Here is a 19,425-nt window from a genome sequence, read left to right on the forward strand (position 1 = left end):
CGCATCGCATCGCTAATATTATATAATTTTTTATCTCTATTAAAAAAATCAATTTTCAAAATTTCTATCAAATACAATCGCTTATTACCTTATAAGCTATTTTTGCTATTGCAAAATAACTATAAGTTTAATTATATATATTTAAAAGGAGTAACAAAATGTTAAAAAAAGTTTTATTAATGATTGCAGTTATGATATTTGCATTCAGCTGCAGTAGCCCATCAAATCCTAATAATGGCAGTACAGGCGATACCGGAGATAGCGGTATTATAGATGAAGGAACAGGTACTTCAGATCAAAAAACAATAGCAGATTTCTTAAACAAACATGCTGGAAGATATTATTATCAATCTGATAATGGTCATATTTATGTAGAAGAAAGAATTGAAAATGGTAAAATATATGATACGTCACTATCTGAAGAAGGATTAGAAATAACAGGTACAATGACTTTATCTAAATCTGATAATAAACTACAGATAGAAACTGTACAATATTTAGAACCATTAAATAAAGTTATTTATTTATACACATTCAATAATAATGGAATGAGTAAATCTGTAAAATCCATATATATGAAAGATCCTGTATCATCTACAACTGGTTATAAACAATTGGCTAAAGTTAATGGATTAGAAAAATATGCAGGTGCTTATTATAATTATTATTACAGCTATCCACAAGTACAGCCTGAAAAAAGTATTAATTTTATTATAGATAATAATGGATATATTTATGTTCCAATACCTGAACAAATACAAATACAGATAAAAAATATAACATTAAATGGAGATAATCTAGTTATACAAATGACTCAAGTAGTACCTGAAGAAAATGGACAAAGTTATACATATAATGTTGAACAATCAATTATCTTAAAAAATAACTATTTTATTGAAAATTATACAAAAGTGAATGGAGAATATCAAGGATTATATGAATATAACAAATCAGATTTATTAACTCCATACATTGGAGATTATGACTCTGCTGACGGTAATATCACATTAATGGTAAAATCAAATAAACCAACACTAATAATTAATGCACAGGGATATAGTGATGGAATATTATTAGGAAATACATTAACTATTTCAGCTTACATAAGTGAAAATAATTATAAAAAATATGTTATACTATTTAGTGATGATAAACAAACAGCTACTTATACAGATCCTGATACTCAACAAAAAGTTACATTAACTAAACAAGGTGCTTAATTATAATTAAACTTTAAAAACTAAGCCTGTTCATAAAATATCATTGAGCAGGCTTTTATTTGTATACATAAACAATTATTTTTGATAAAATATAATTGTTTAGGTATATACTGAAAATTTTAAAGTTTGTCAACCGATGCACTTTATATAGAATTATCAACTTTTTTGCTGCACACGCTCTGCGGACTTCGTCAAAGTTGCTGCCTACGGCACGCAGAGCGAAAAACGCAATTGCTAGAACTTTATATTAAAAATATACGTATTAAATGTAGGATATAACCTAGATTTATACTAAAAATGCAGTCTTTTTGGTTCTTTGGGTCAATACCACAGGCACTTCCTGCGGTCGCAAAAGAACTGGGGGGTGGCACGCTGTGTACTTCGTAAGGGCAAAGCCACCACAAACAATAAAATTGAAAAAACTAAAATTGACAAAGTATATTTGTTTAGGTATATACTGAAAATTTTTAACTTTGTCATTTTTTTAGTCAACTTTTTCCCGCCGCATACGCTCTGCGGACTTCGTCAAAGTTGCTATATCCTCGACAGGCTCGGATACGCTTCGCGAAAGTGCAAGTATGAAATTAGTACTAAATCATACTAAAATTGTCTTACATGTAAAATAATTTATTACATTTAAGTTCAAATATAGCCTTTTTGCTTCTTTGTGGCAATACTTACAGTACTTCCTTCGGTCGCAAAAGAAGTGAGGTCTTGCGTAAGCACGCAGATCTGTACTCTGTGTGCTTCGTAGTGGGCAAAGCCCCATATATAAAAACAAAAATATAAATTGATTTTTGACAAAATATAGTTATTTAGATATATACAAAAAATTATAACAATTTTTTATTAAAAAAATCAAATACATATTGACATTGGAGTGCACTTCAATGTTATAATACCAGATATTTAATAACAAGGAGTTATATATATGCTATTAGATAAGAATTTGGAAGAAGCTAATTCAGGACAGAGAATCAATGCCAAAGGTTATGCTGTTCATAGTAAGACAGACACATTCAAACCATTTGAATTTTCAAGGCATTCTATGGGTGATAATGATATACTTATAGAAATAATGTATGCTGGTATATGTCATAGTGATATACACTCTGCTAGAAGCGAATGGCATGAAGGAATATATCCTATGGTTCCAGGTCATGAAATTGCTGGAAAGGTAGTAGCTGTTGGAAAGAATGTTACTAAATTTAAAATCGGAGATTATGCTGGTGTAGGCTGTATGGTTAACTCTTGCGGAGAATGCGAAGCTTGTAAAAGAAGTCATGAACAATTCTGTGAAAGAGGACAAACTGTAGCTACTTATGACTGTAAAGACCATTTCCATAATGATGAACCTACTTACGGCGGATATTCTAATAATATAGTAGTAAGTGAAAAATTTGCTATTACTGTACCAAAAGATGCTCCAATGGAAAAAGTGGCACCTCTTTTATGTGCAGGAATTACAACTTATTCACCTCTTAAATTTTCTGGTGTAAAAGAAGGGGACATAGTAGGTGTTGCTGGTTTCGGCGGACTTGGTTCTATGGCTGTAAAATATGCTGTTAATATGGGTGCTCAAGTTTATGTATTTGCTAGAAACGATAAAAAGAAAAAAGAAGCTTTAGAAATGGGAGCTAAAGATTTATTCACTTCTACAAAAGATGTTCCTGTACGCTTTGACTTAATAATATCTACAATTCCTACTGGTTATGATATTAATAGTTATGTTGAACTTCTTAAATACGGCGGTGAAATGGCTATAGTAGGACTTCCACCTGCAGAATTAAAACAAAGCATAGATTTAGCAAGATTAATATTTGCCGGCGGTAAAAAAGTTTATGGTTCTATGATAGGCGGTATTAAAGAAACTCAAGAGATGTTAGACTTTTCTTTAAAGCATAAAATTTATCCTGAAACAGAAATTATTTCAGCTAATCAAATAGATGAAGCATATCAAAAACTTACATCTGGTCAGGCTAAATTTAGATATGTAATAGATATGAAAACATTATAATAATAAAATTCTTGTCAATAAAAAAGGCATCGGGAAATTATTTCTCTGATGCCTATTTTTTATTAACTATATTAATAATTATTTATATAAACAAATATGATAATGGAGAGCCTTCTTTTACAAATGGCTTTAATTCTTCAAAACTAAAACTTATTTCCGTTGTTCCTGTAGAATAAGGTGCTATATCATAAGGCTGCCATATAAAGTTAATAGAATTAGGAAGTATTCTATATGTTGAATTTTCCATAGTGATAGAATTAAAATCAAAATAATCTTCTTTTGTGCTTCCAGTCTTTAATATTTTTTCTCTCATTAATGATATTAAATTAGGATTATTAAAATCGCTTATTAAATCTCTTATCGTAATGAGATTAGAACTCTCCAAAGAAAACACTTCCTGAATATTTGCTGTATTGCCATGAGCTCCGCCTGTATACATAGATGAATAGTTATCAAGTGCTATTACTCTGCTGTCTATATAACCTACATTAACAGTATTATCTATTTCATAAGTTATATTGCTTGAACCTACATATAATAAAGCTTTCCATTCATTATAATAATTATTACATTCTTCTTCTATGTACATTATAGAATTATCAATATTTAATGTTTCATTTTCATTATTTTTACTGAATGAAAATGAAGTTCTATGATATGAAAATATAGAATTACTTATAATATCATTTTTGTAATAATCTATAATATTAGCATAATATACTGGCAGATTTCTATTAAGAGCAAACTCCATATCTTTAACTTCATTACTTTCATCGTATTTTATTTCTGCACTAAAAACTATATCATCGCTCAATACACCATTTATAGTGGCATGCATATTATTGTTTTCATCTACTTCTTGCATGTTTAATTTATTATTATTAATACTTCCAGTAATTAATGCCTTTTTATTTTTTGTATAATAATATCCGCTTATGCTGTTTTTATTACTATTAACATACAAATACATAGAAGCCTTTTCTCCCGATATATTACCGCTAAGCATATAAAACTTTGATTCTTCTATAGAGGAGCCATTTTTACTATCTGAATTATTATCAGATGAAGATGCATTTTTACCACATGAAACTATAATTATTATTAATAAGAAAATATATACAAACCTTTTTAACATAAAAAATACCTTCTATTTTTTTACTATAACTTTAAATATATAAATAAAAGGCAAATAATCAATAAAGTTATTAAAATTATTATAAATAATTGACTTTTTATTGGATTAATAATATCATTAAATAATATAATTTTTTCTAAAATAAGAGGCTAAAATGGACAAAGTACAAATAGAAAATGTTGAACTTACATTATCACACCCAGATAATTTAAATATAAAATGGACAGGACAAAATGATTTAGTTAGACAAATAATGGCCTCTTGGCATATAATTTCAGAAGATGATATACCTCTAAACCCTAGAATCGTAGGAAAGCCCGGTGCTGGTAAAACTACATTATCATATTATGTAGCTAAAGAACTTCTTAACAGAGATGTTTATATATTTCAATGTACTGTAGACACAAGACCTGAGGACTTGATAGTAATTCCAGTTATATCAGAAAACAATAAAATAAGCTATCATGCTTCAAGTTTGGTTACTGCTATGATTAAAGGAGGAGTTGCCATACTAGATGAAGGAAACAGAATGAGCGAAAAAACTTGGGCTTCTCTTGCTCCTTTGCTTGATGACAGAAGATACGTTGAAAGTGTTATAGCTGGTATAAAAATAAAGGCTCACCCTGATTTCAGAATTATAGTTACTATGAATGATGATGCTAGTACATTTGAGCTTCCTGAATATATACATTCACGTTTACAGCCTACTATAGAATTGCCTTTCCCTGATGTAAAAGAAGAGTATGATATATTAAAAATGAATCTTCCTTTTGCTGATGATGAAATATTAAAAATTACTGTTGGATTCTTACAAAAATCTCATATACATAATGCATCTTTTTCTGTAAGAGATGGTATAAATATGGCAAGATATGCTATGAAGCTATATAAAAGTAATATTGCATCAAGCAGAGATACAGCTTTCTTAATAGCTTTAAAATCTGTATTAGGTACTGAAGGTCTTAGAATACTCAGTTTAAATATAGATGAAAGAGATGATAACGCCAGCACAAGATAATAAATAAAAATTAATATAAACATTTATTTAACGCACGGTAAACAAAATTAAGAATATAATAAAATTGGAATTACAAATAAATCTATATATTTAGCTTTATTCTGCGTGCGGTTAATGTATTACAAATTTATAAAAATCTTGGGTGGGCGTTAACAATTCAGTTAATATTTAAAAGAAATAAAAGACAATAATATAAAATTGAATCAATAAAGATAAAGGGTGGGCAAATCTAATTAAGCTTTAAAACTTTATTTACATACCCCGCCCTTTAAAGTTTACTGTTTTATTTTGAATTACAACAATTAATTATATTTATAGCTTAATTATAATTTGTTAGCACCCGCCCAAGTGGTGATTAGATTTTAAATATTTTTAACGCACGGTGAACAAAATTAACAATATAATAAAATTTGAATAAAAAACAAATTTATATATTTAGCTTTACTCTCCGTGCGGTTTATGCATTACAAATTTTAAAAAAATCTTGGGTGGGTTATTAGAAATTCTGTTTATGCTTCAAAGAAATAAAAAGTCATAATTTCAAATAAAAATAATGTGCATAGAGGGTGGGATTTTTAATAATATTAACTTGAAAATACTAAAAAATGAAATATATTATTTTTATAATAAAAAATTATTTGAGGTAAAATATGTCATCAGAAAAATATTATGAAGAAGGTATTAATTATCATAAAGAGAAAAAATACAAAGAAGCTGTAGAATCTTTTGATAAAGCAATAGAACTTGATAATAGTACGTCAAAATATTATAGTGCTAGAGGCAGATCAAAAAATGCCTTAAAACAGCATGAAGAAGCAAAAAATGATGCATATAAATCTTTAGAACTAGACAAAAATAATGCTGAAAGTTATTTATTATTAGGTAATGTACATTCTGCTTTAGAACAATATGAAGAGTCTATTGAATATTATAGTAAATCAATAGATTTAGATTCTAATAATAGTATGGCTTATTATAATAGGGGACTTGCTAAAGATAATTTAGGACAATCTGAAGAAGCAGTAAAAGACTATGATAAAGCAATAGAATTGGATTCTAATGATAGTATTGCTTATAACAATAGAGGGATTTCTAAATCTGCTTTAGGAGAATATGAGGAAGCTATAGAAGATTATGATAAGGCTATAGAGTTAGATATTAATAATGGCACTATTTATTATAATAGAGGAAATGCAAAATCTAATTTAGGAGAGTATGAAGAAGCTATTAAGGATTTTGATAAGTCCATAGAGTTAAATTCTAATTATCCTGATTCTTATTATAATAGAGGTGTAGCCAAATATAATTCTAAACAATATGATGAGGCAGTCAAAGATTATAACAAAGCTATAGAATTAAATCCTGATTATATATCTGCTTATAATACATAGAGGAAATGCAAAATATAATTTAGGAGAATATAAAGAAGCTATTAAAGATTATGATAAATCTATAGAGTTAAACCCTAGTGATAGCGATGTTTATAATAATAGAGGATTTGCTAAAGAAAAATTAGGTCAGTATCAAGAGGCATTACAAGATTTTAAAAAGGCTTTAGAATTAGACCCTAACAATAATACAGCTAAAGGAAATATAAAAAATATTCAAGATAAATATGGCTTGAAATGAACTTTACGCACGGTAAACAAAATTAACAATATAATAAAAATTGAATTACAAATTAATCTATATATTTAGTTTTATTCAACGTGCGGTTAATGCATTACAAATTTTAAAAAATCTTGGGTGGGCGTTAACAATTCTATTTACACATCAAAGAAATAAAAAACAATAATTGTAAATTATCTTAATAAAGATAAAGGGTGGGCAAATGTAATTAAGCTTTAAAACTTTATTTAGATATCCCGCCCTTTAAAATTTACTGCTTTATTTTAAATTATAACATGAATTATTTTTACGGCTTAATTATAAATTCCAGCACCCGCCCAAATTTTGTTTAAATTTTAAAACTTTATTTAACGCACGGTAAACAAAATTAACAATATAATGAAATTGCAATTACAAATAAATCTATATTTTTGGCTTTACTCTGCGTGCGTTGAAATTTTATAATATATTTATAAAATTTTTATTCCATTTCATATATTTTAAAAAATTCACTTAATATAGTATGCATTATTATTCTTTTTTTGTCATAATCTAAATTTCTAGTTAATTCTATTCCAAATGCCTCTATATTCTTTTTTGTGGCATAATAAGTTATAGTTGTAGGCATAGGATAGTACATTTGTTTGAATTTAAACTTCATAGGTTCTATTCTTGAGTTTATATTATTAAGTACCTTAACTACTTTATCATCTAATTTTCTAGTATCGTATATAATGGAATCCCCAAAGAATTCTTTAAATCCATTACCTTCATGTAAAGTAAGAACAACATCTATATCATATTCATCAAGCATTTCCATATACTTTTTTGCCAATTTATCAGTATCAGTTCTTGATATTTTCTTATCAAAGAATCTATTGTTAATATCCTGACCTTCTATAGCCCTAGTATTTTTTCTGTATGCTTCCGGTACAGCAATAGGCACTATAGTAAGACTTCCTTTTTTTATAGGCATATTTATTCTTTCCATAGCAACATCAGTACCAACTCTCTCGCTTCCATGAGGAACTATTAAAAATACATTAGGGCCTTTTTCTGGGTGTACAACTCTATATATAGTTGTTTCATTCTTGGTGCCTTCCATTATTTTGAAATTATATCTTTCTATATCTTCATTTAAATGACTGGCAACTTCCATATCTAATTGTCTTGATACACTTTCTATTAATGTTTTTTCATTTTCAGTTGTTTTGTATGGCCCATTTAAAATAGGAAGTATTGATGTTTTGTGATGAGGCTCTAAATAATAACTTACACCTAAAGATGTTTCAGGAGTAATTTTTACAGCATTATTATAAGTAATAGCAGATATTTCATCATCATAAGCTACAATAGCAAAAGATTTTCCTTTGAAATTGTAGGCATTATTGTCTTTTGCAATTGTCATTTGAACATCATCATTATGTTTTGTTTTTATATAGATATACCCATTATGAAGAGTAAATCTATTGCTTTCATAAGTAATTTTAGAATTAGGCATTAATATAATGGATTTTTCTCCATTGACTATTACTAAATATGATGATTCTTTTGTAGATATAGAGAAATAATCATCAGGGAAACTTTTTTTTACATCTATGTCTGCATGTTCTTCATTGACTATTACAGATGCTTCGCCTTGTCTTGATATTACCTTAAAATTGTTGGCAAATAACAAACTATTAAAGGCAATAATTATTGAAAATATAAAAGCAATTTTTTTTAAATTTATCATAAAAAAACCATAAAATAAAATATATCATTTTAAGTTATCGTTAAAAAATAAAGATGCTTTAAATAAAAACTTTATTTAAAGCATCTTATAAATTTATGGTTGATAAATAATGGCTTAGTTACTCTTTGGCATATAGGAGATCGCCTTGAGATATTATAGTTTCTTTTTTATCATATTTTGCTGAAATTGGAACACCATCATCTCTTAATTGTATATTAAGGTAATAATTATAATCAATATATTCAAAGTATACACTAGGTAATATACTTACATCTTTTGAATTATGTACATTTATAGATACACCAGGATATAGAAGACCAAGCATTATGCTATATCCATAAAATCCTCCTCCCTTAGATAAGTCAAAGAATTTTGAAGGTATTTTTACTTTTTCTACACCATTTTCAGAATATGTTACAAAATCTTCTTGTATATCTACTGTTTTCTTTATTCCATTATCTGTTCGGCTTCTTTTTCCATAGAATCCTTTATCTATTCCCTCTCTAGGGCCAGGAGCTTTATCAAGTATTCCAACTATCATATCAGAATTTTTTTTGCTTTTGGCATAGATATATCCTACAGTTTCATATTCATCAGTAGGAAATTGTATTTCTCCAACCCAGTCAGAAGAACTTAATATATATCCATAGTATCTGTCATAATATTTATTTTTATTTTCATCTTTTATACTATAAATATCATCTTTTGTAAAAGTTACTTTTGTTTTTTTATTCGATACTACTAAACCGCTTATTTCTCCATCTTTTATAACAACATCAACTCCATTATTTCCTGTACTGTCAGCATTAAAAAATTGCCAAGTTGCATTGTATTTAGAATCTAATCCTTTTACTGTGTATTCACTTTCTGCTTCTTTAACTGTAATAGGTGATGTTGCCTGATTTGCATTTTTACCACAACTTGACATTAATAGTAAAGATGCAATTATAATAATATATATTGTTTTCTTTATCATATTGTTTTATCCTTATTTATTATTGTATAATAGTATCATAATATAAAAAATAATCAATTATTTTTATTTGATAATAATTCTTATTAAGTAATTAGGTTTTACAATATGGAGGCTTTTATAAAAATTATATAAAGTTGTATATTTATTATTTACAAAATGAATATTTTTTGTATAGATTCATCATAAAACTTTTAATATTTAAAAATTTAAATATTAAAAAGGCTTGAAATCCATTAAGAATTCCAAGCCAATATATAAAAAGACTAAAAAATAGATACAAATATAACTAATTATGCTGACAATACCTGTCCATTATGTCTTATGCATAATTCTAAAGAATTAGTTAATTTTACTCTGTAGAACTCTATTCTTTTGCTTATTTCAAATACATCAGCATTTTTATATTTTTTCATTATGCTTTTTAATTTGCTTGCTAAATTTTTTGGGAGCAATTGTTCTGATAATTTGTCATCACTGCTTATATAATTCCAGTGTCCGTTTTTATCAAAATTGATGTATATACCGTTATTCAATTTTATTTCGTATTCATCTTTTATTTTATCAATATAAACTATTTTTGCTTTGCTGTAATTAGCATTCAAAAAATTTCTTATGTTTTCTGGTAATTGGCTAGGTGTTATTCTTATAAAAAGTTTTAAGTTATTAGTCATACTGTATCTCCTTTCAGTAATTATTTGTAAATTCTCTTTACATTTATTATTATAGCAGATTGATGTATTTACGCAATATTTATTTACAAATAATTTACAATATCTTTACAAATACTAGATGTGTAATATATTTTATAATACATACACTACAAATATATCAATAATTGTAAAAATAATGTAAATAAAATACGGAACTTTAGACTAAATTTTACAGAATTTACTGTTTCTACTATGAAATTATTATAAGTATCTAGTATTTAGTGGAAATTTTATTATTAACTTTTTTAAAAAAAAATTAATTTTTTTATTAATTATAATTAAACTTTATAAAGTTAATTGATGCAGTTTCTTTATAAAATTAGAGTTTTTATTATTGTTTTGATAGAATTATATGATTTTAGCTATGATATTTTTATCATAGAATTAAAAAAATAGAGTTTTTTATTAATTTTATGTGTAAAATGTATTGTAACCGGTTCTTTTTGTAATTTTTTAATAAAAAATCGAAAAAAATGCTAAATAAAATTAAACTTTATTCCGACTAGGCCGAGAATTTAGGTATAGCAAAATGAGAGTTCAAGTATTTGGCGGTCTCGAACTCCCTGTTTGCTTTGTTGATACCATATAATTTGTAGGAATATATTTTGGCGTTTTATATTCCTAATATAGGATTTAATGGTATTTTGGCAACTTCATATAGTCATTATTGATTGTCGGAATACCATAAATTCTCTTTAATATTTTTTTTGACAATTAGGCACGGATGCCTTTTTGAATAAATATCATGGAGGATGACGATGATCATCAATAATAACATTAGTGCTATAAATGCACAACGTACTTTAAAATTCAGAAATGTAGATCTTGCTAAAGATATGTCTGCTTTATCTTCTGGATTAAGAATCAACAGAGCTGGAGACGATGCTTCTGGATTAGCTGTATCTGAAAAAATGAGAACACAAATCCGTGGTTTACGTCAAGCTGAAAGAAACACTCAAGACGGTATATCTTTCATACAAACTACTGAAGGTTACCTTCAAGAGAGCCAAGACATATTACAAAGAATACGTGAATTAGCTGTACAATCTGCTAACGGTATTTATACTGATGCTGACAGAATGCTTATTCAAGTTGAAGTTTCTCAGTTAGTAGACGAAGTTAACCGTATTGCTAGCCAAGCTCAGTTCAATACTCTTAACATGTTAACTGGTAGATTCGCTAACCCTAATGAGGGCGGTGCTCCTGTTGCTTCTATGTGGTTTCATATGGGTGCAAACATGGACGAAAGAAGAAGAGTTTATATCGGAACTATGACTGCTGCTGCTTTAGGTTTACAAACTGCTGAAGGTACTGGTATTTCTATTTCTTCTATAGACAAAGCTAACAGTGCTATAGGTTTAGTTGATGAAGCTTTAATGAAAGTTTCTAAACAAAGATCTAATCTTGGTGCTTATCAAAACAGATTAGAGCTTACTGCTCAAGGCTTAATGATCGCTTATGAAAACACTGCAGCTTCTGAAAGCAGAATAAGAGATACTGATATGGCTGAAACTTCTGTTAAATTTGCTAAAGACCAAATCTTAAGTCAAGCTAATTTAGCTATGTTAGCTCAAGCTAATACTATGAACCAAGGTGCTTTACGTTTGATCCAATAATTGGTTGATTAAATTTTTATAGTACGTTTTATAGCAAACTAATTTAAAATAGCTGGTCTCATTATTATTTTTAATGGGGCTGGCTATTTTTTTATAGTCTTTTTATAAATCCCGCCCTCTATCTATTTTTATCTAATTACATTCATATATTTCTATTTTCTTAAATAAGTAAAAAAGAAAAAGCATGCCCGCCCAAATGTTAATTAAATTTAAAATCTATCTAACGCACGGTGAATGAAATTTAAACAATGATAAAATTTGAATTATAAATAAATCTATATTTTTAGTTTTATTCTGCGTGCGGTAATAGAGCAACAAATTTAAAAAAACTTGGGTGGGTGTTGAAATTTTTGATTAGGTTATAAGGATAATAAAATTAAAATTTCTAAATAAAATAATAAAATACAAAGGGTGGGGTTTAGAATAAAATTAAAAACTGTCATGATATATTTACTATCATAACGGTTTTTATTAAATATTGAATTATTCTAAAGCTCTAAAAGAAACACCCAATGTAAACCCAAAATCTAAATTGGAATAATCATATTTATATAACATTCCGCCGCTAGGGCCATAATCGTTATGTAATTCTGGTATAATACTATTTAATACAGAAGTATCATACTTCATACCAAAGTTATAATTCAAATATACTCCAAGTACGAAATCCATTTCAGCATTATCCATTTTATAAGGTCTGAATGCATACTCAGCAGTTATCTTTATATATGGTGCAACAGGAACTTTAAATATCTTTTTTATATATGCATAATCTAATTCCTTACTATAAGGTGAAATCATTGAGGCATTTCTTATTGGCATAAGTACAGATGTTATTACATTCTCAGGGTTATTTGAAATACCATAACCAGATATTGGAAATAATACACCTGCTCCTATACCTATAGAAAAATTGTTAAAAACTATTTTTTCTAAAGCACCTAAAACTAAACTATAAAGATAAACTCTATCTGTAAAAGTATAATCTTTATATTTATCATTACCTTTATATGTTGTACTTATTATATATGGGCTGTATCCTATTTCTAAAAGAGAAGTTAAGCCAGTAACTATATTATTATTAATATTGTTTTTTACACCTAATTGAAAAATAGCTTCAAAATCTACAAATATATCACCTTTTATTGTTTTGAAATCAACAAGGTATGAATATTTATTCTGATTTACTTCTGTTTTAGTGAAAATTTTTGAACCGCCTATATTCATAAATATGCCAATTTCTGGAGAAAGACTCATTGAATATAAAATATTAATATTAAATAAAATTAATATAATTGATAATAGTACTTTCATAAGTAAGAACCTAAATAAAAATTAATATGAATATTCTAAAAGAAAAACAAGTTATGTCAATGTATTTTACTTAAAATTTATTTTACATATCCCGCCCTTTATACTTTATTGCTTTTATTTCATTTTATAATCTTTAAATATTTTTTAATGCAAAAATAAAAAAGCATGCCCGCCCAAGTGTTAATTAAATTTAAAATCTATCTAACGCACGGTGAATGAAATTTAAAGAATGATAAAATTTGAATTATAAATAAATCTATATTTTTAGTTTTATTCTGCGTGCGGTAATAGAATAACAAATTTAAAAAAAACTTGGGTGGGTGCTAAAATTTATGATTAAGTTATAAGGATAATAAAATTAAAATTTATAAATAAAATAATAAATATAATAGGGTGGGGTTTTAAATAAATTTTATTTGCTTGAAAAAAATATTACTTGTACTATACTAAATCAAAGTTTAAAAATAAATGAGGGATTTTTTATGACAGTTCAGGAAGAATATTTTCAAAAATTATCTTTAGTTTTAAAAGATAAATTCAATAAAAAAGGTTTTGCATTTGATTCTTTTTCCAACAAAGAAGAAGCTAAAAAGTTTATATTATCTCTTATTAAAGAAGATGATGTTATAACTTTTGGCGGAAGTACTTCAGTTAATCAAATGGGTATATTAGAGGATTTAAAAAGCTATAAAAATTTTATTGATAGAAACAATAAAGAATTAAAAGCTGAAGCAGAAGTAAAAGCATTCAGCAGTGATGTTTATTTATGTTCTGCTAATGCCATAACAAAGAATGGTGATATAGTATCAACAGATGGAGGCGGAAATAGGGTAGCTGCTACTATTTATGGGCCTAAAAAAGTATTTTTAATTGTTGGAAGAAATAAAGTTTGCGATACAGAAAAAGATGCTATAAAAAGAGTGAGAAGTATTGCTGCCGGTGAAAATTCTGTGAGATTTAAATTAGATAATCCTTGTTGTGTAGGTAATATGGTTTGCGATGAAGAAAATTGTGATATAGAAAAAAGATTATGTGCTTATACAATTGTAGTTAATAAATGCCATATAAAAGACAGAATACATATTATATTTATAGATGAAGAATTAGGATTTTAATTTTTGATTTAAAAAGTTATACTGTGCTTATTAAAATATTTATTATGTACAGTATAACTTTAATATATTTTAATTTTAAAAATCTGCTTACATATCCCGCCCTTTAAAGTTTATTGCTTTATTTTGAATTTAAAGTGTTAATCATCTTTATAGCTTAATTATAAATTCCAGCACCCGCCCAAGTTTAAATTAACCTTAAAATGCGTTTAACGCACGGTTAACTAAATTAACAATATTAATAAAACTTGGATTATAATAAATTTATATTGTTAGTTTAATTCTGCGTGAGGTGTATAATGTGATAAATTTAAAAAAAATCTGGGTGGGCAGCTAAAATAACAGTTCATATTTAAAAGAAAAATAGTTCAGAAATATAATAAAAAATTGAAAGTCTATAGGGCGGGATTAAAAATAAGTTTTAAAATCTGCTTACATATCCCGCCCTTTAAAGTTTATTGCTTTATTTTGAATTTAAAGTGTTAATCATCTTTATAGCTTAATTATAAATTCCAGCACCCGCCCAAGTTTAAATTAACCTTAAAATGCGTTTAACGCACGGTTAACTAAATTAACAATATTAATAAAACTTGGATTATAATAAATTTATATTGTTAGTTTAATTCTGCGTGCGGTGATGAATTAAAATATAACAGTGTAGAATTATCTTAATATTTGACTTTTATACTTATCAAATAAAGTGCCTGAAAAATCAGTCTTTTCTATAGCTTGTTTTAAACCTACAATATTAATTTTGTATTTTTCACCATAATTGTTTGGTCTTATAGTCAAACTTTTACTTCTTATTAATGTTTTAAAGAATTCTACCATCTCTTTTTCTTGAATGATTCCGAATGCTGGTGATATAGTATATAATATATCGAAATTTTCTGCTGATGATCTCATTATAGGTTCAACAGATTTTGAAGATGCATTATCAAAACTATATTCAACTATAGGAGTATTTTCATCTATACGGTCTTTATACCAATTTATGCTAACGCTCAATTGATTTCCTCTTGAAGCTATATATATTTCAAAATTATTATCATTTTTCATAGTCATTGTAACAGTTTTTGTGTCTGTATTATCATAAACTATTTCTCTTATTTTCCAATTATTATAGTATGTAGTTACAGCTTTAGGAAATGCCTGTAAACTGAAGATAATTAAAGATATAAATACAAATATTATTCTTGTCATATATTCTCCTGTTTTTATCATGTATACATATTATGTTTACTTAACATATTATCGTTAATTTGTAAAAAATTATTAGAAATAAAATACATTCAATACAATAATTTTTCTATATCATTATACCATTTATTTATGTAATTTTTAAACTCTTCATAAGTAATTCTTGATTTTTCTACCTCATCAACATGCCAAGGAGATATCAAATTACCAATTTCTGATATATTATCATTACTATTTATAAACTCATTAATTTTCTTTATTAAATTTTGTTTATCAATTTTTTCTCTTATATAGTTTGTTATTTTTATATCTTTTTTTTCTGTATTGTTTTTTGCTATATCTTCATTAAATATTTTTACATTATTTATATTAGCAGATTCTTTAGTTAAAGTAAATACATCAATCATATTTGAAATTTCTTGAATAAGATTTTCAAAATGATTTTTATAGCTTATAAGAGAAGATGAAGTATTTCTGTAAATATTATCATAACATTTTACTTTTTGATTATCATTAAGCCTTTTATATTTGGCATTCTCAAAAGTTTTCAATTTGCTGCTGTTAATAAAATCCAAAGCCACAGCATTTGAATAAATTGAATGGCTTTTATCATCAATATGACAAAAATCACATCCTGCAAGAAGTATATATTTAGGAGCAAGCATATACGCTATTCTTAAAGCAGGCATTATAACGCTTCCTTCCATATAAAAATATATATTACTCTCTTTATCATCTATATCATTAATAGGATATAATATTTTCTCAAGGCTTTCATCATGCGAAAAATAAAATATTCTCTCATCTTCAATATGAGTAAAAGGAAAAGGATAAGCACTATGAGTTGTAAAAATATTTATATCTTTATTTTCTTCTTTTAGAATTTCTAAAATATGTATTGAAGAATAAAAACCTCCGTCAGTGGAAACTACAGCATCAGGTTTTATATTATTTTTTATTAATGTATTAAATGCATGAGATAAAACTATAACAAAATGTGTTTTAGATAATTCTCTTATTTTTTCTATATAATTATCAATAGAAGCTCCGGCAGAAACTAGAAGAACAGGAATCTTTTTATCTAAAATATTCTGATATGTTTTTATAGAATATCCTCTATTGAAATGCATATTATATAATATATTTCTAGCCCATATAGGAGCAAAATAATAATTAGAAGTTAATGACATCAATTTTTCTTTTATGCTGTTTGCTAAACATATATTAACATTGTCATAATATTCTGTAGTTTCAGTATCTATATTTGAAGCTCTTACATGTCTTATATATACTATTCTTTTTGTATCATAATCATTCATATAAAAATTAAAGAATGCAAGTATGCTTTCTATATTTTCATTCAATATTATGATGATGTTTTCTAAATTTTTTTCTTCAATATTTTCTAATATCAGTTTTACAATTTCAATATCTTTTTCTATTATTATAGCTTTATTATTCTTATTTAATGATAGAAAATATTCTATATGATAGAATGAAGCAATAGATAAAAATATTCCTATATGTTCCTTATCATCTTTTATAAATTGACTTATTAATCTTTTAGCTTCTTCCATAGGAGCATAAGTTGAAGTAAGAGGCTTATTATTATATAAGACGCTGAAAAGATTATTTTTTGCAGGTTTTAATTGGTATTTATTATCTGCTGAATTATAATTAATTAATTTTGTTACGGCTCTAAAATTATATTTATTTTTTTTTAGTTTTTCTAAATATTTTTTAAAAATATCATCATTCATACTTTATTCTTAAGATATTAGCTTTTTAAATTCATAATACAATTCCATATTCATAAATATTCTTTTCAACATCAGACCAATTGGATTTTAAATGCTTTATAGTATCTCTATGTAATAATTCCAATACATCTTTTCTTATTATACTTTCACCATTTCTTCTTTTAGATTTTGTCAATACATAAATTTGATCTAATCTTGTAGATTTAATATCAACATTAAAGTCTACTTCATAAGATTCTGTAATTATGCAAAATCTGCAATATGGATTACCATTTTTTATTTTTTCGGCAGTAGCTACGCTTCCTTCAAGCATAGTTTTATCCAAATATGTTTTGCACTCCATAGCAACTATTGGTATAGAAGTATTTTCATTTTTATTGTCTACATTAATTGTTACTTCTTTGTATATTGCAAAATCCTGATCTTTTGTATTAAACTTAAATGCAGTCTCTTTTTTAAAAGTATTAAAATCGGACGGTGAAAAGTACATGTTAGAATAAGCTTTGGTAGCACCTACTCTTATTATACTGTCTTCAATATTACTAAACATTCTAAATACACTTTCTTCAAGTATTGTAGATTCAAACTTTGATTGTGAAGTATATATATTTTTTCCATTACGATTATTATTTTTTCTAATAAAAAATAAATAATTATTCCAAGCATTAGTCATATTATCAAAATTATTTAAGTCAAAATTTTCATCATATATTTTATATTGTTCAATACACTTAAATAAAAATTGAATATTATCTTCATTTTTTTCATCTTTTAGTTTTTTCTTTATATTTGAGCAATGTCTATAATTAGAATTAAATTTTTTATTATTTAAAAAATTTAAAGCCTCGTCTTTATTAGTTATCATTATATCTCCTCCATTAATCTTTTTTCTGCTGTTTGGCAATATTCTTCCGATATATCTATGCCTATAAATCTTCTCCCCAATTTTTTAGAAACTTTAGTTGTAGTTCCAACACCATTAAAAGGATCTAATACAATATCGTTTTTATAAGAAAATAGTTTTAACAATCTATTTACCAATTCTTCAGGAAACATAGCATCATGATTATATTTTTTCATGTTTCTTTCTGGTGCGATGCTCCATTTTCCATAAACCCATTTTTTAAATTCTTCGCCTTCTATATCTATATTATTTTTATCGCCAGTTTTTTTCAATGAATTTTTACAAAATATTTCTACAAACTCCCAAGAGTATTTTAAATATGGTGCAGAAGGACTTTTCCAACTACCCCAAGTACAATATTTACAATTATAATTATTTTTTTCCCAAATTATTTCCCCTTTCCAAATTAATCCTTCCTTTATAAAAAAATTACTTATTAAATGATGAGTAGGTATATAATCAGAAAACATAGGCTGTACATTAATTATGATTCTACCGCTATTTTTTAATATTCTAATACATTCTTTAAATATTAAAAACAACTTATCAAAATAATCTTTCCATATATTCACATCGTCTGTATTTTTATATTCTATACCAAAATTATATGGAGGAGAAGTTAATACTATATCTATACAATTATCTGGAAAATTTTTTAATAGTTCTAATGAATCGGCATAGTAAATTTTATTTAAATATTTTTCATCCAGTTGATTATTAATTTTAAAAAAATCTTTTTTATAATATTCATATGCCAATCTTTTTTTACTATTTTCTTTTTTATTTTTTACTTTTTTTTCTTTATTAAAGCTCTTAAACACTATTTTTCCATTAGAACTTGAGAAAGACCTTATTTTATATAATTCTTCTACAATTTTTTTAATTAATGGATTATATGCTAGTTTTTCAAGCAATTTTAAATCTACTACATCAAAATTTAATATAATATCAAATCTATCTCTTGAAATAATTATGCCTGAAGATGCTAATAAAGGTATAGCATTATCTATATCATAATCATCATAAGTATTTTTTATTTTTAAAATCTTTTTAGTTTCCATAATTTAATTTTCATAATATTATATACTTATAAATAAAAT

At 26.0% G+C, this 19,425-nt stretch carries 16 protein-coding genes; 7 read left to right on the forward strand and 9 right to left on the reverse strand.

Features of this window, described 5'->3' with window-relative positions; genetic code table 11:
• The first annotated feature begins 158 nt into the window (after positions 1 to 158).
• Together R4K56_RS08760 and R4K56_RS08765 are read left to right on the forward strand one after the other, a co-directional pair.
• On the forward strand, positions 159 to 1,220 hold the full coding sequence (locus R4K56_RS08760) for a hypothetical protein (RefSeq protein ID WP_335771843.1): 1,062 nt from the start codon (positions 159 to 161) through the stop codon (positions 1,218 to 1,220).
• A 931-nt stretch (positions 1,221 to 2,151) separates the two neighbouring features.
• Complete coding sequence (locus tag R4K56_RS08765; RefSeq protein ID WP_335771842.1) at positions 2,152 to 3,237, forward strand: NAD(P)-dependent alcohol dehydrogenase; 1,086 nt, start codon at positions 2,152 to 2,154, stop codon at positions 3,235 to 3,237.
• An 82-nt stretch (positions 3,238 to 3,319) separates the two neighbouring features.
• Here the strand turns inward: R4K56_RS08765 and R4K56_RS08770 are convergent, their stop codons facing one another.
• On the reverse strand, positions 3,320 to 4,372 hold the full coding sequence (locus tag R4K56_RS08770; RefSeq protein ID WP_335771841.1) for a DUF3298 and DUF4163 domain-containing protein: 1,053 nt from the start codon (positions 4,370 to 4,372) through the stop codon (positions 3,320 to 3,322).
• 154 nt (positions 4,373 to 4,526) lie between these two features.
• On the opposite strand from R4K56_RS08770, the gene R4K56_RS08775 reads away from it, so the two are divergent.
• From R4K56_RS08775 to R4K56_RS08785, 3 genes are all read left to right on the forward strand, one after another.
• The gene (locus R4K56_RS08775; RefSeq protein WP_297299819.1) at positions 4,527 to 5,390 is read left to right on the forward strand and encodes an AAA family ATPase; all 864 of its coding nucleotides are present in this window, start codon (positions 4,527 to 4,529) and stop codon (positions 5,388 to 5,390) included.
• Positions 5,391 to 6,040: 650 nt separating this feature from the next.
• Positions 6,041 to 6,781, forward strand: a complete 741-nt coding sequence (locus R4K56_RS08780; protein WP_335771840.1) for a tetratricopeptide repeat protein — start codon at positions 6,041 to 6,043, stop codon at positions 6,779 to 6,781.
• Complete coding sequence (locus R4K56_RS08785; protein ID WP_335786905.1) at positions 6,774 to 7,019, forward strand: tetratricopeptide repeat protein; 246 nt, start codon at positions 6,774 to 6,776, stop codon at positions 7,017 to 7,019. Before R4K56_RS08780 ends, R4K56_RS08785 begins: the two co-directional genes overlap by 8 nt.
• Before the next feature lie 460 nt (positions 7,020 to 7,479).
• Here R4K56_RS08785 and R4K56_RS08790 read toward each other — a convergent pair whose 3' ends face one another.
• From R4K56_RS08790 to R4K56_RS08800, 3 genes are all read right to left on the reverse strand, one after another.
• The gene (locus tag R4K56_RS08790) at positions 7,480 to 8,733 is read right to left on the reverse strand and encodes a M14 family metallopeptidase (RefSeq protein WP_335771839.1); all 1,254 of its coding nucleotides are present in this window, start codon (positions 8,731 to 8,733) and stop codon (positions 7,480 to 7,482) included.
• Between the two features lie 118 nt (positions 8,734 to 8,851).
• Positions 8,852 to 9,709, reverse strand: a complete 858-nt coding sequence (locus R4K56_RS08795; RefSeq protein WP_335771838.1) for a hypothetical protein — start codon at positions 9,707 to 9,709, stop codon at positions 8,852 to 8,854.
• A 290-nt stretch (positions 9,710 to 9,999) separates the two neighbouring features.
• Entirely contained in the window at positions 10,000 to 10,380 is a 381-nt protein-coding gene (locus tag R4K56_RS08800) for a PepSY-like domain-containing protein (protein WP_335756856.1), read from the reverse strand.
• Positions 10,381 to 11,177: 797 nt separating this feature from the next.
• Between R4K56_RS08800 and R4K56_RS08805 the strand changes: the two genes are divergently transcribed.
• Positions 11,178 to 12,035 carry a flagellin N-terminal helical domain-containing protein gene (locus R4K56_RS08805; protein WP_335756857.1) on the forward strand — a complete coding sequence of 286 codons (858 nt, stop codon included), beginning with the start codon at positions 11,178 to 11,180 and terminating at the stop codon, positions 12,033 to 12,035.
• A 483-nt stretch (positions 12,036 to 12,518) separates the two neighbouring features.
• Here the strand turns inward: R4K56_RS08805 and R4K56_RS08810 are convergent, their stop codons facing one another.
• A complete protein-coding gene (locus tag R4K56_RS08810) occupies positions 12,519 to 13,349 on the reverse strand; it encodes a hypothetical protein (protein WP_335771837.1) in 831 nt (276 codons plus the stop codon).
• A 482-nt stretch (positions 13,350 to 13,831) separates the two neighbouring features.
• Here R4K56_RS08810 and R4K56_RS08815 point away from each other — a divergent pair, with 482 nt between their 5' ends.
• Positions 13,832 to 14,464 carry a lactate utilization protein gene (locus R4K56_RS08815; protein WP_335756859.1) on the forward strand — a complete coding sequence of 211 codons (633 nt, stop codon included), beginning with the start codon at positions 13,832 to 13,834 and terminating at the stop codon, positions 14,462 to 14,464.
• Positions 14,465 to 15,124: 660 nt separating this feature from the next.
• On the opposite strand, the gene R4K56_RS08820 is transcribed toward R4K56_RS08815, so the two are convergent.
• The 4 genes from R4K56_RS08820 to R4K56_RS08835 form a co-directional block, all read right to left on the reverse strand.
• Entirely contained in the window at positions 15,125 to 15,664 is a 540-nt protein-coding gene (locus tag R4K56_RS08820) for a hypothetical protein (protein ID WP_335770160.1), read from the reverse strand.
• Between the two features lie 89 nt (positions 15,665 to 15,753).
• Positions 15,754 to 17,421: a motility associated factor glycosyltransferase family protein gene (locus R4K56_RS08825; protein WP_335771836.1), complete on the reverse strand. Its 1,668-nt coding sequence runs from the start codon at positions 17,419 to 17,421 to the stop codon at positions 15,754 to 15,756.
• Between the two features lie 31 nt (positions 17,422 to 17,452).
• On the reverse strand, positions 17,453 to 18,286 hold the full coding sequence (locus R4K56_RS08830) for a Bpu10I family restriction endonuclease (RefSeq protein ID WP_335756861.1): 834 nt from the start codon (positions 18,284 to 18,286) through the stop codon (positions 17,453 to 17,455).
• On the reverse strand, positions 18,286 to 19,386 hold the full coding sequence (locus R4K56_RS08835; RefSeq protein ID WP_335756862.1) for a DNA-methyltransferase: 1,101 nt from the start codon (positions 19,384 to 19,386) through the stop codon (positions 18,286 to 18,288). Before R4K56_RS08835 ends, R4K56_RS08830 begins: the two co-directional genes overlap by 1 nt.
• Positions 19,387 to 19,425 lie beyond the last annotated feature (39 nt).

Origin of the sequence: Brachyspira pulli (assembly GCF_036997785.1) — a bacterium.
GTDB classification, from domain to species: domain Bacteria; phylum Spirochaetota; class Brachyspiria; order Brachyspirales; family Brachyspiraceae; genus Brachyspira; species Brachyspira pulli.

Coding starts and splice junctions, on each gene's coding strand:
- R4K56_RS08820 (WP_335770160.1), bottom strand. CDS start 15,664: ATGACAAGAATAATATTTGTATTTATATCTTTAATTATCTTCAGTTTA.
- R4K56_RS08795 (WP_335771838.1), bottom strand. CDS start 9,709: ATGATAAAGAAAACAATATATATTATTATAATTGCATCTTTACTATTA.
- R4K56_RS08825 (WP_335771836.1), bottom strand. CDS start 17,421: ATGAATGATGATATTTTTAAAAAATATTTAGAAAAACTAAAAAAAAAT.
- R4K56_RS08790 (WP_335771839.1), bottom strand. CDS start 8,733: ATGATAAATTTAAAAAAAATTGCTTTTATATTTTCAATAATTATTGCC.
- R4K56_RS08810 (WP_335771837.1), bottom strand. CDS start 13,349: ATGAAAGTACTATTATCAATTATATTAATTTTATTTAATATTAATATT.
- R4K56_RS08800 (WP_335756856.1), bottom strand. CDS start 10,380: ATGACTAATAACTTAAAACTTTTTATAAGAATAACACCTAGCCAATTA.
- R4K56_RS08805 (WP_335756857.1), top strand. CDS start 11,178: ATGATCATCAATAATAACATTAGTGCTATAAATGCACAACGTACTTTA.
- R4K56_RS08835 (WP_335756862.1), bottom strand. CDS start 19,386: ATGGAAACTAAAAAGATTTTAAAAATAAAAAATACTTATGATGATTAT.
- R4K56_RS08760 (WP_335771843.1), top strand. CDS start 159: ATGTTAAAAAAAGTTTTATTAATGATTGCAGTTATGATATTTGCATTC.
- R4K56_RS08815 (WP_335756859.1), top strand. CDS start 13,832: ATGACAGTTCAGGAAGAATATTTTCAAAAATTATCTTTAGTTTTAAAA.
- R4K56_RS08830 (WP_335756861.1), bottom strand. CDS start 18,286: ATGATAACTAATAAAGACGAGGCTTTAAATTTTTTAAATAATAAAAAA.
- R4K56_RS08770 (WP_335771841.1), bottom strand. CDS start 4,372: ATGTTAAAAAGGTTTGTATATATTTTCTTATTAATAATAATTATAGTT.
- R4K56_RS08765 (WP_335771842.1), top strand. CDS start 2,152: ATGCTATTAGATAAGAATTTGGAAGAAGCTAATTCAGGACAGAGAATC.
- R4K56_RS08775 (WP_297299819.1), top strand. CDS start 4,527: ATGGACAAAGTACAAATAGAAAATGTTGAACTTACATTATCACACCCA.
- R4K56_RS08780 (WP_335771840.1), top strand. CDS start 6,041: ATGTCATCAGAAAAATATTATGAAGAAGGTATTAATTATCATAAAGAG.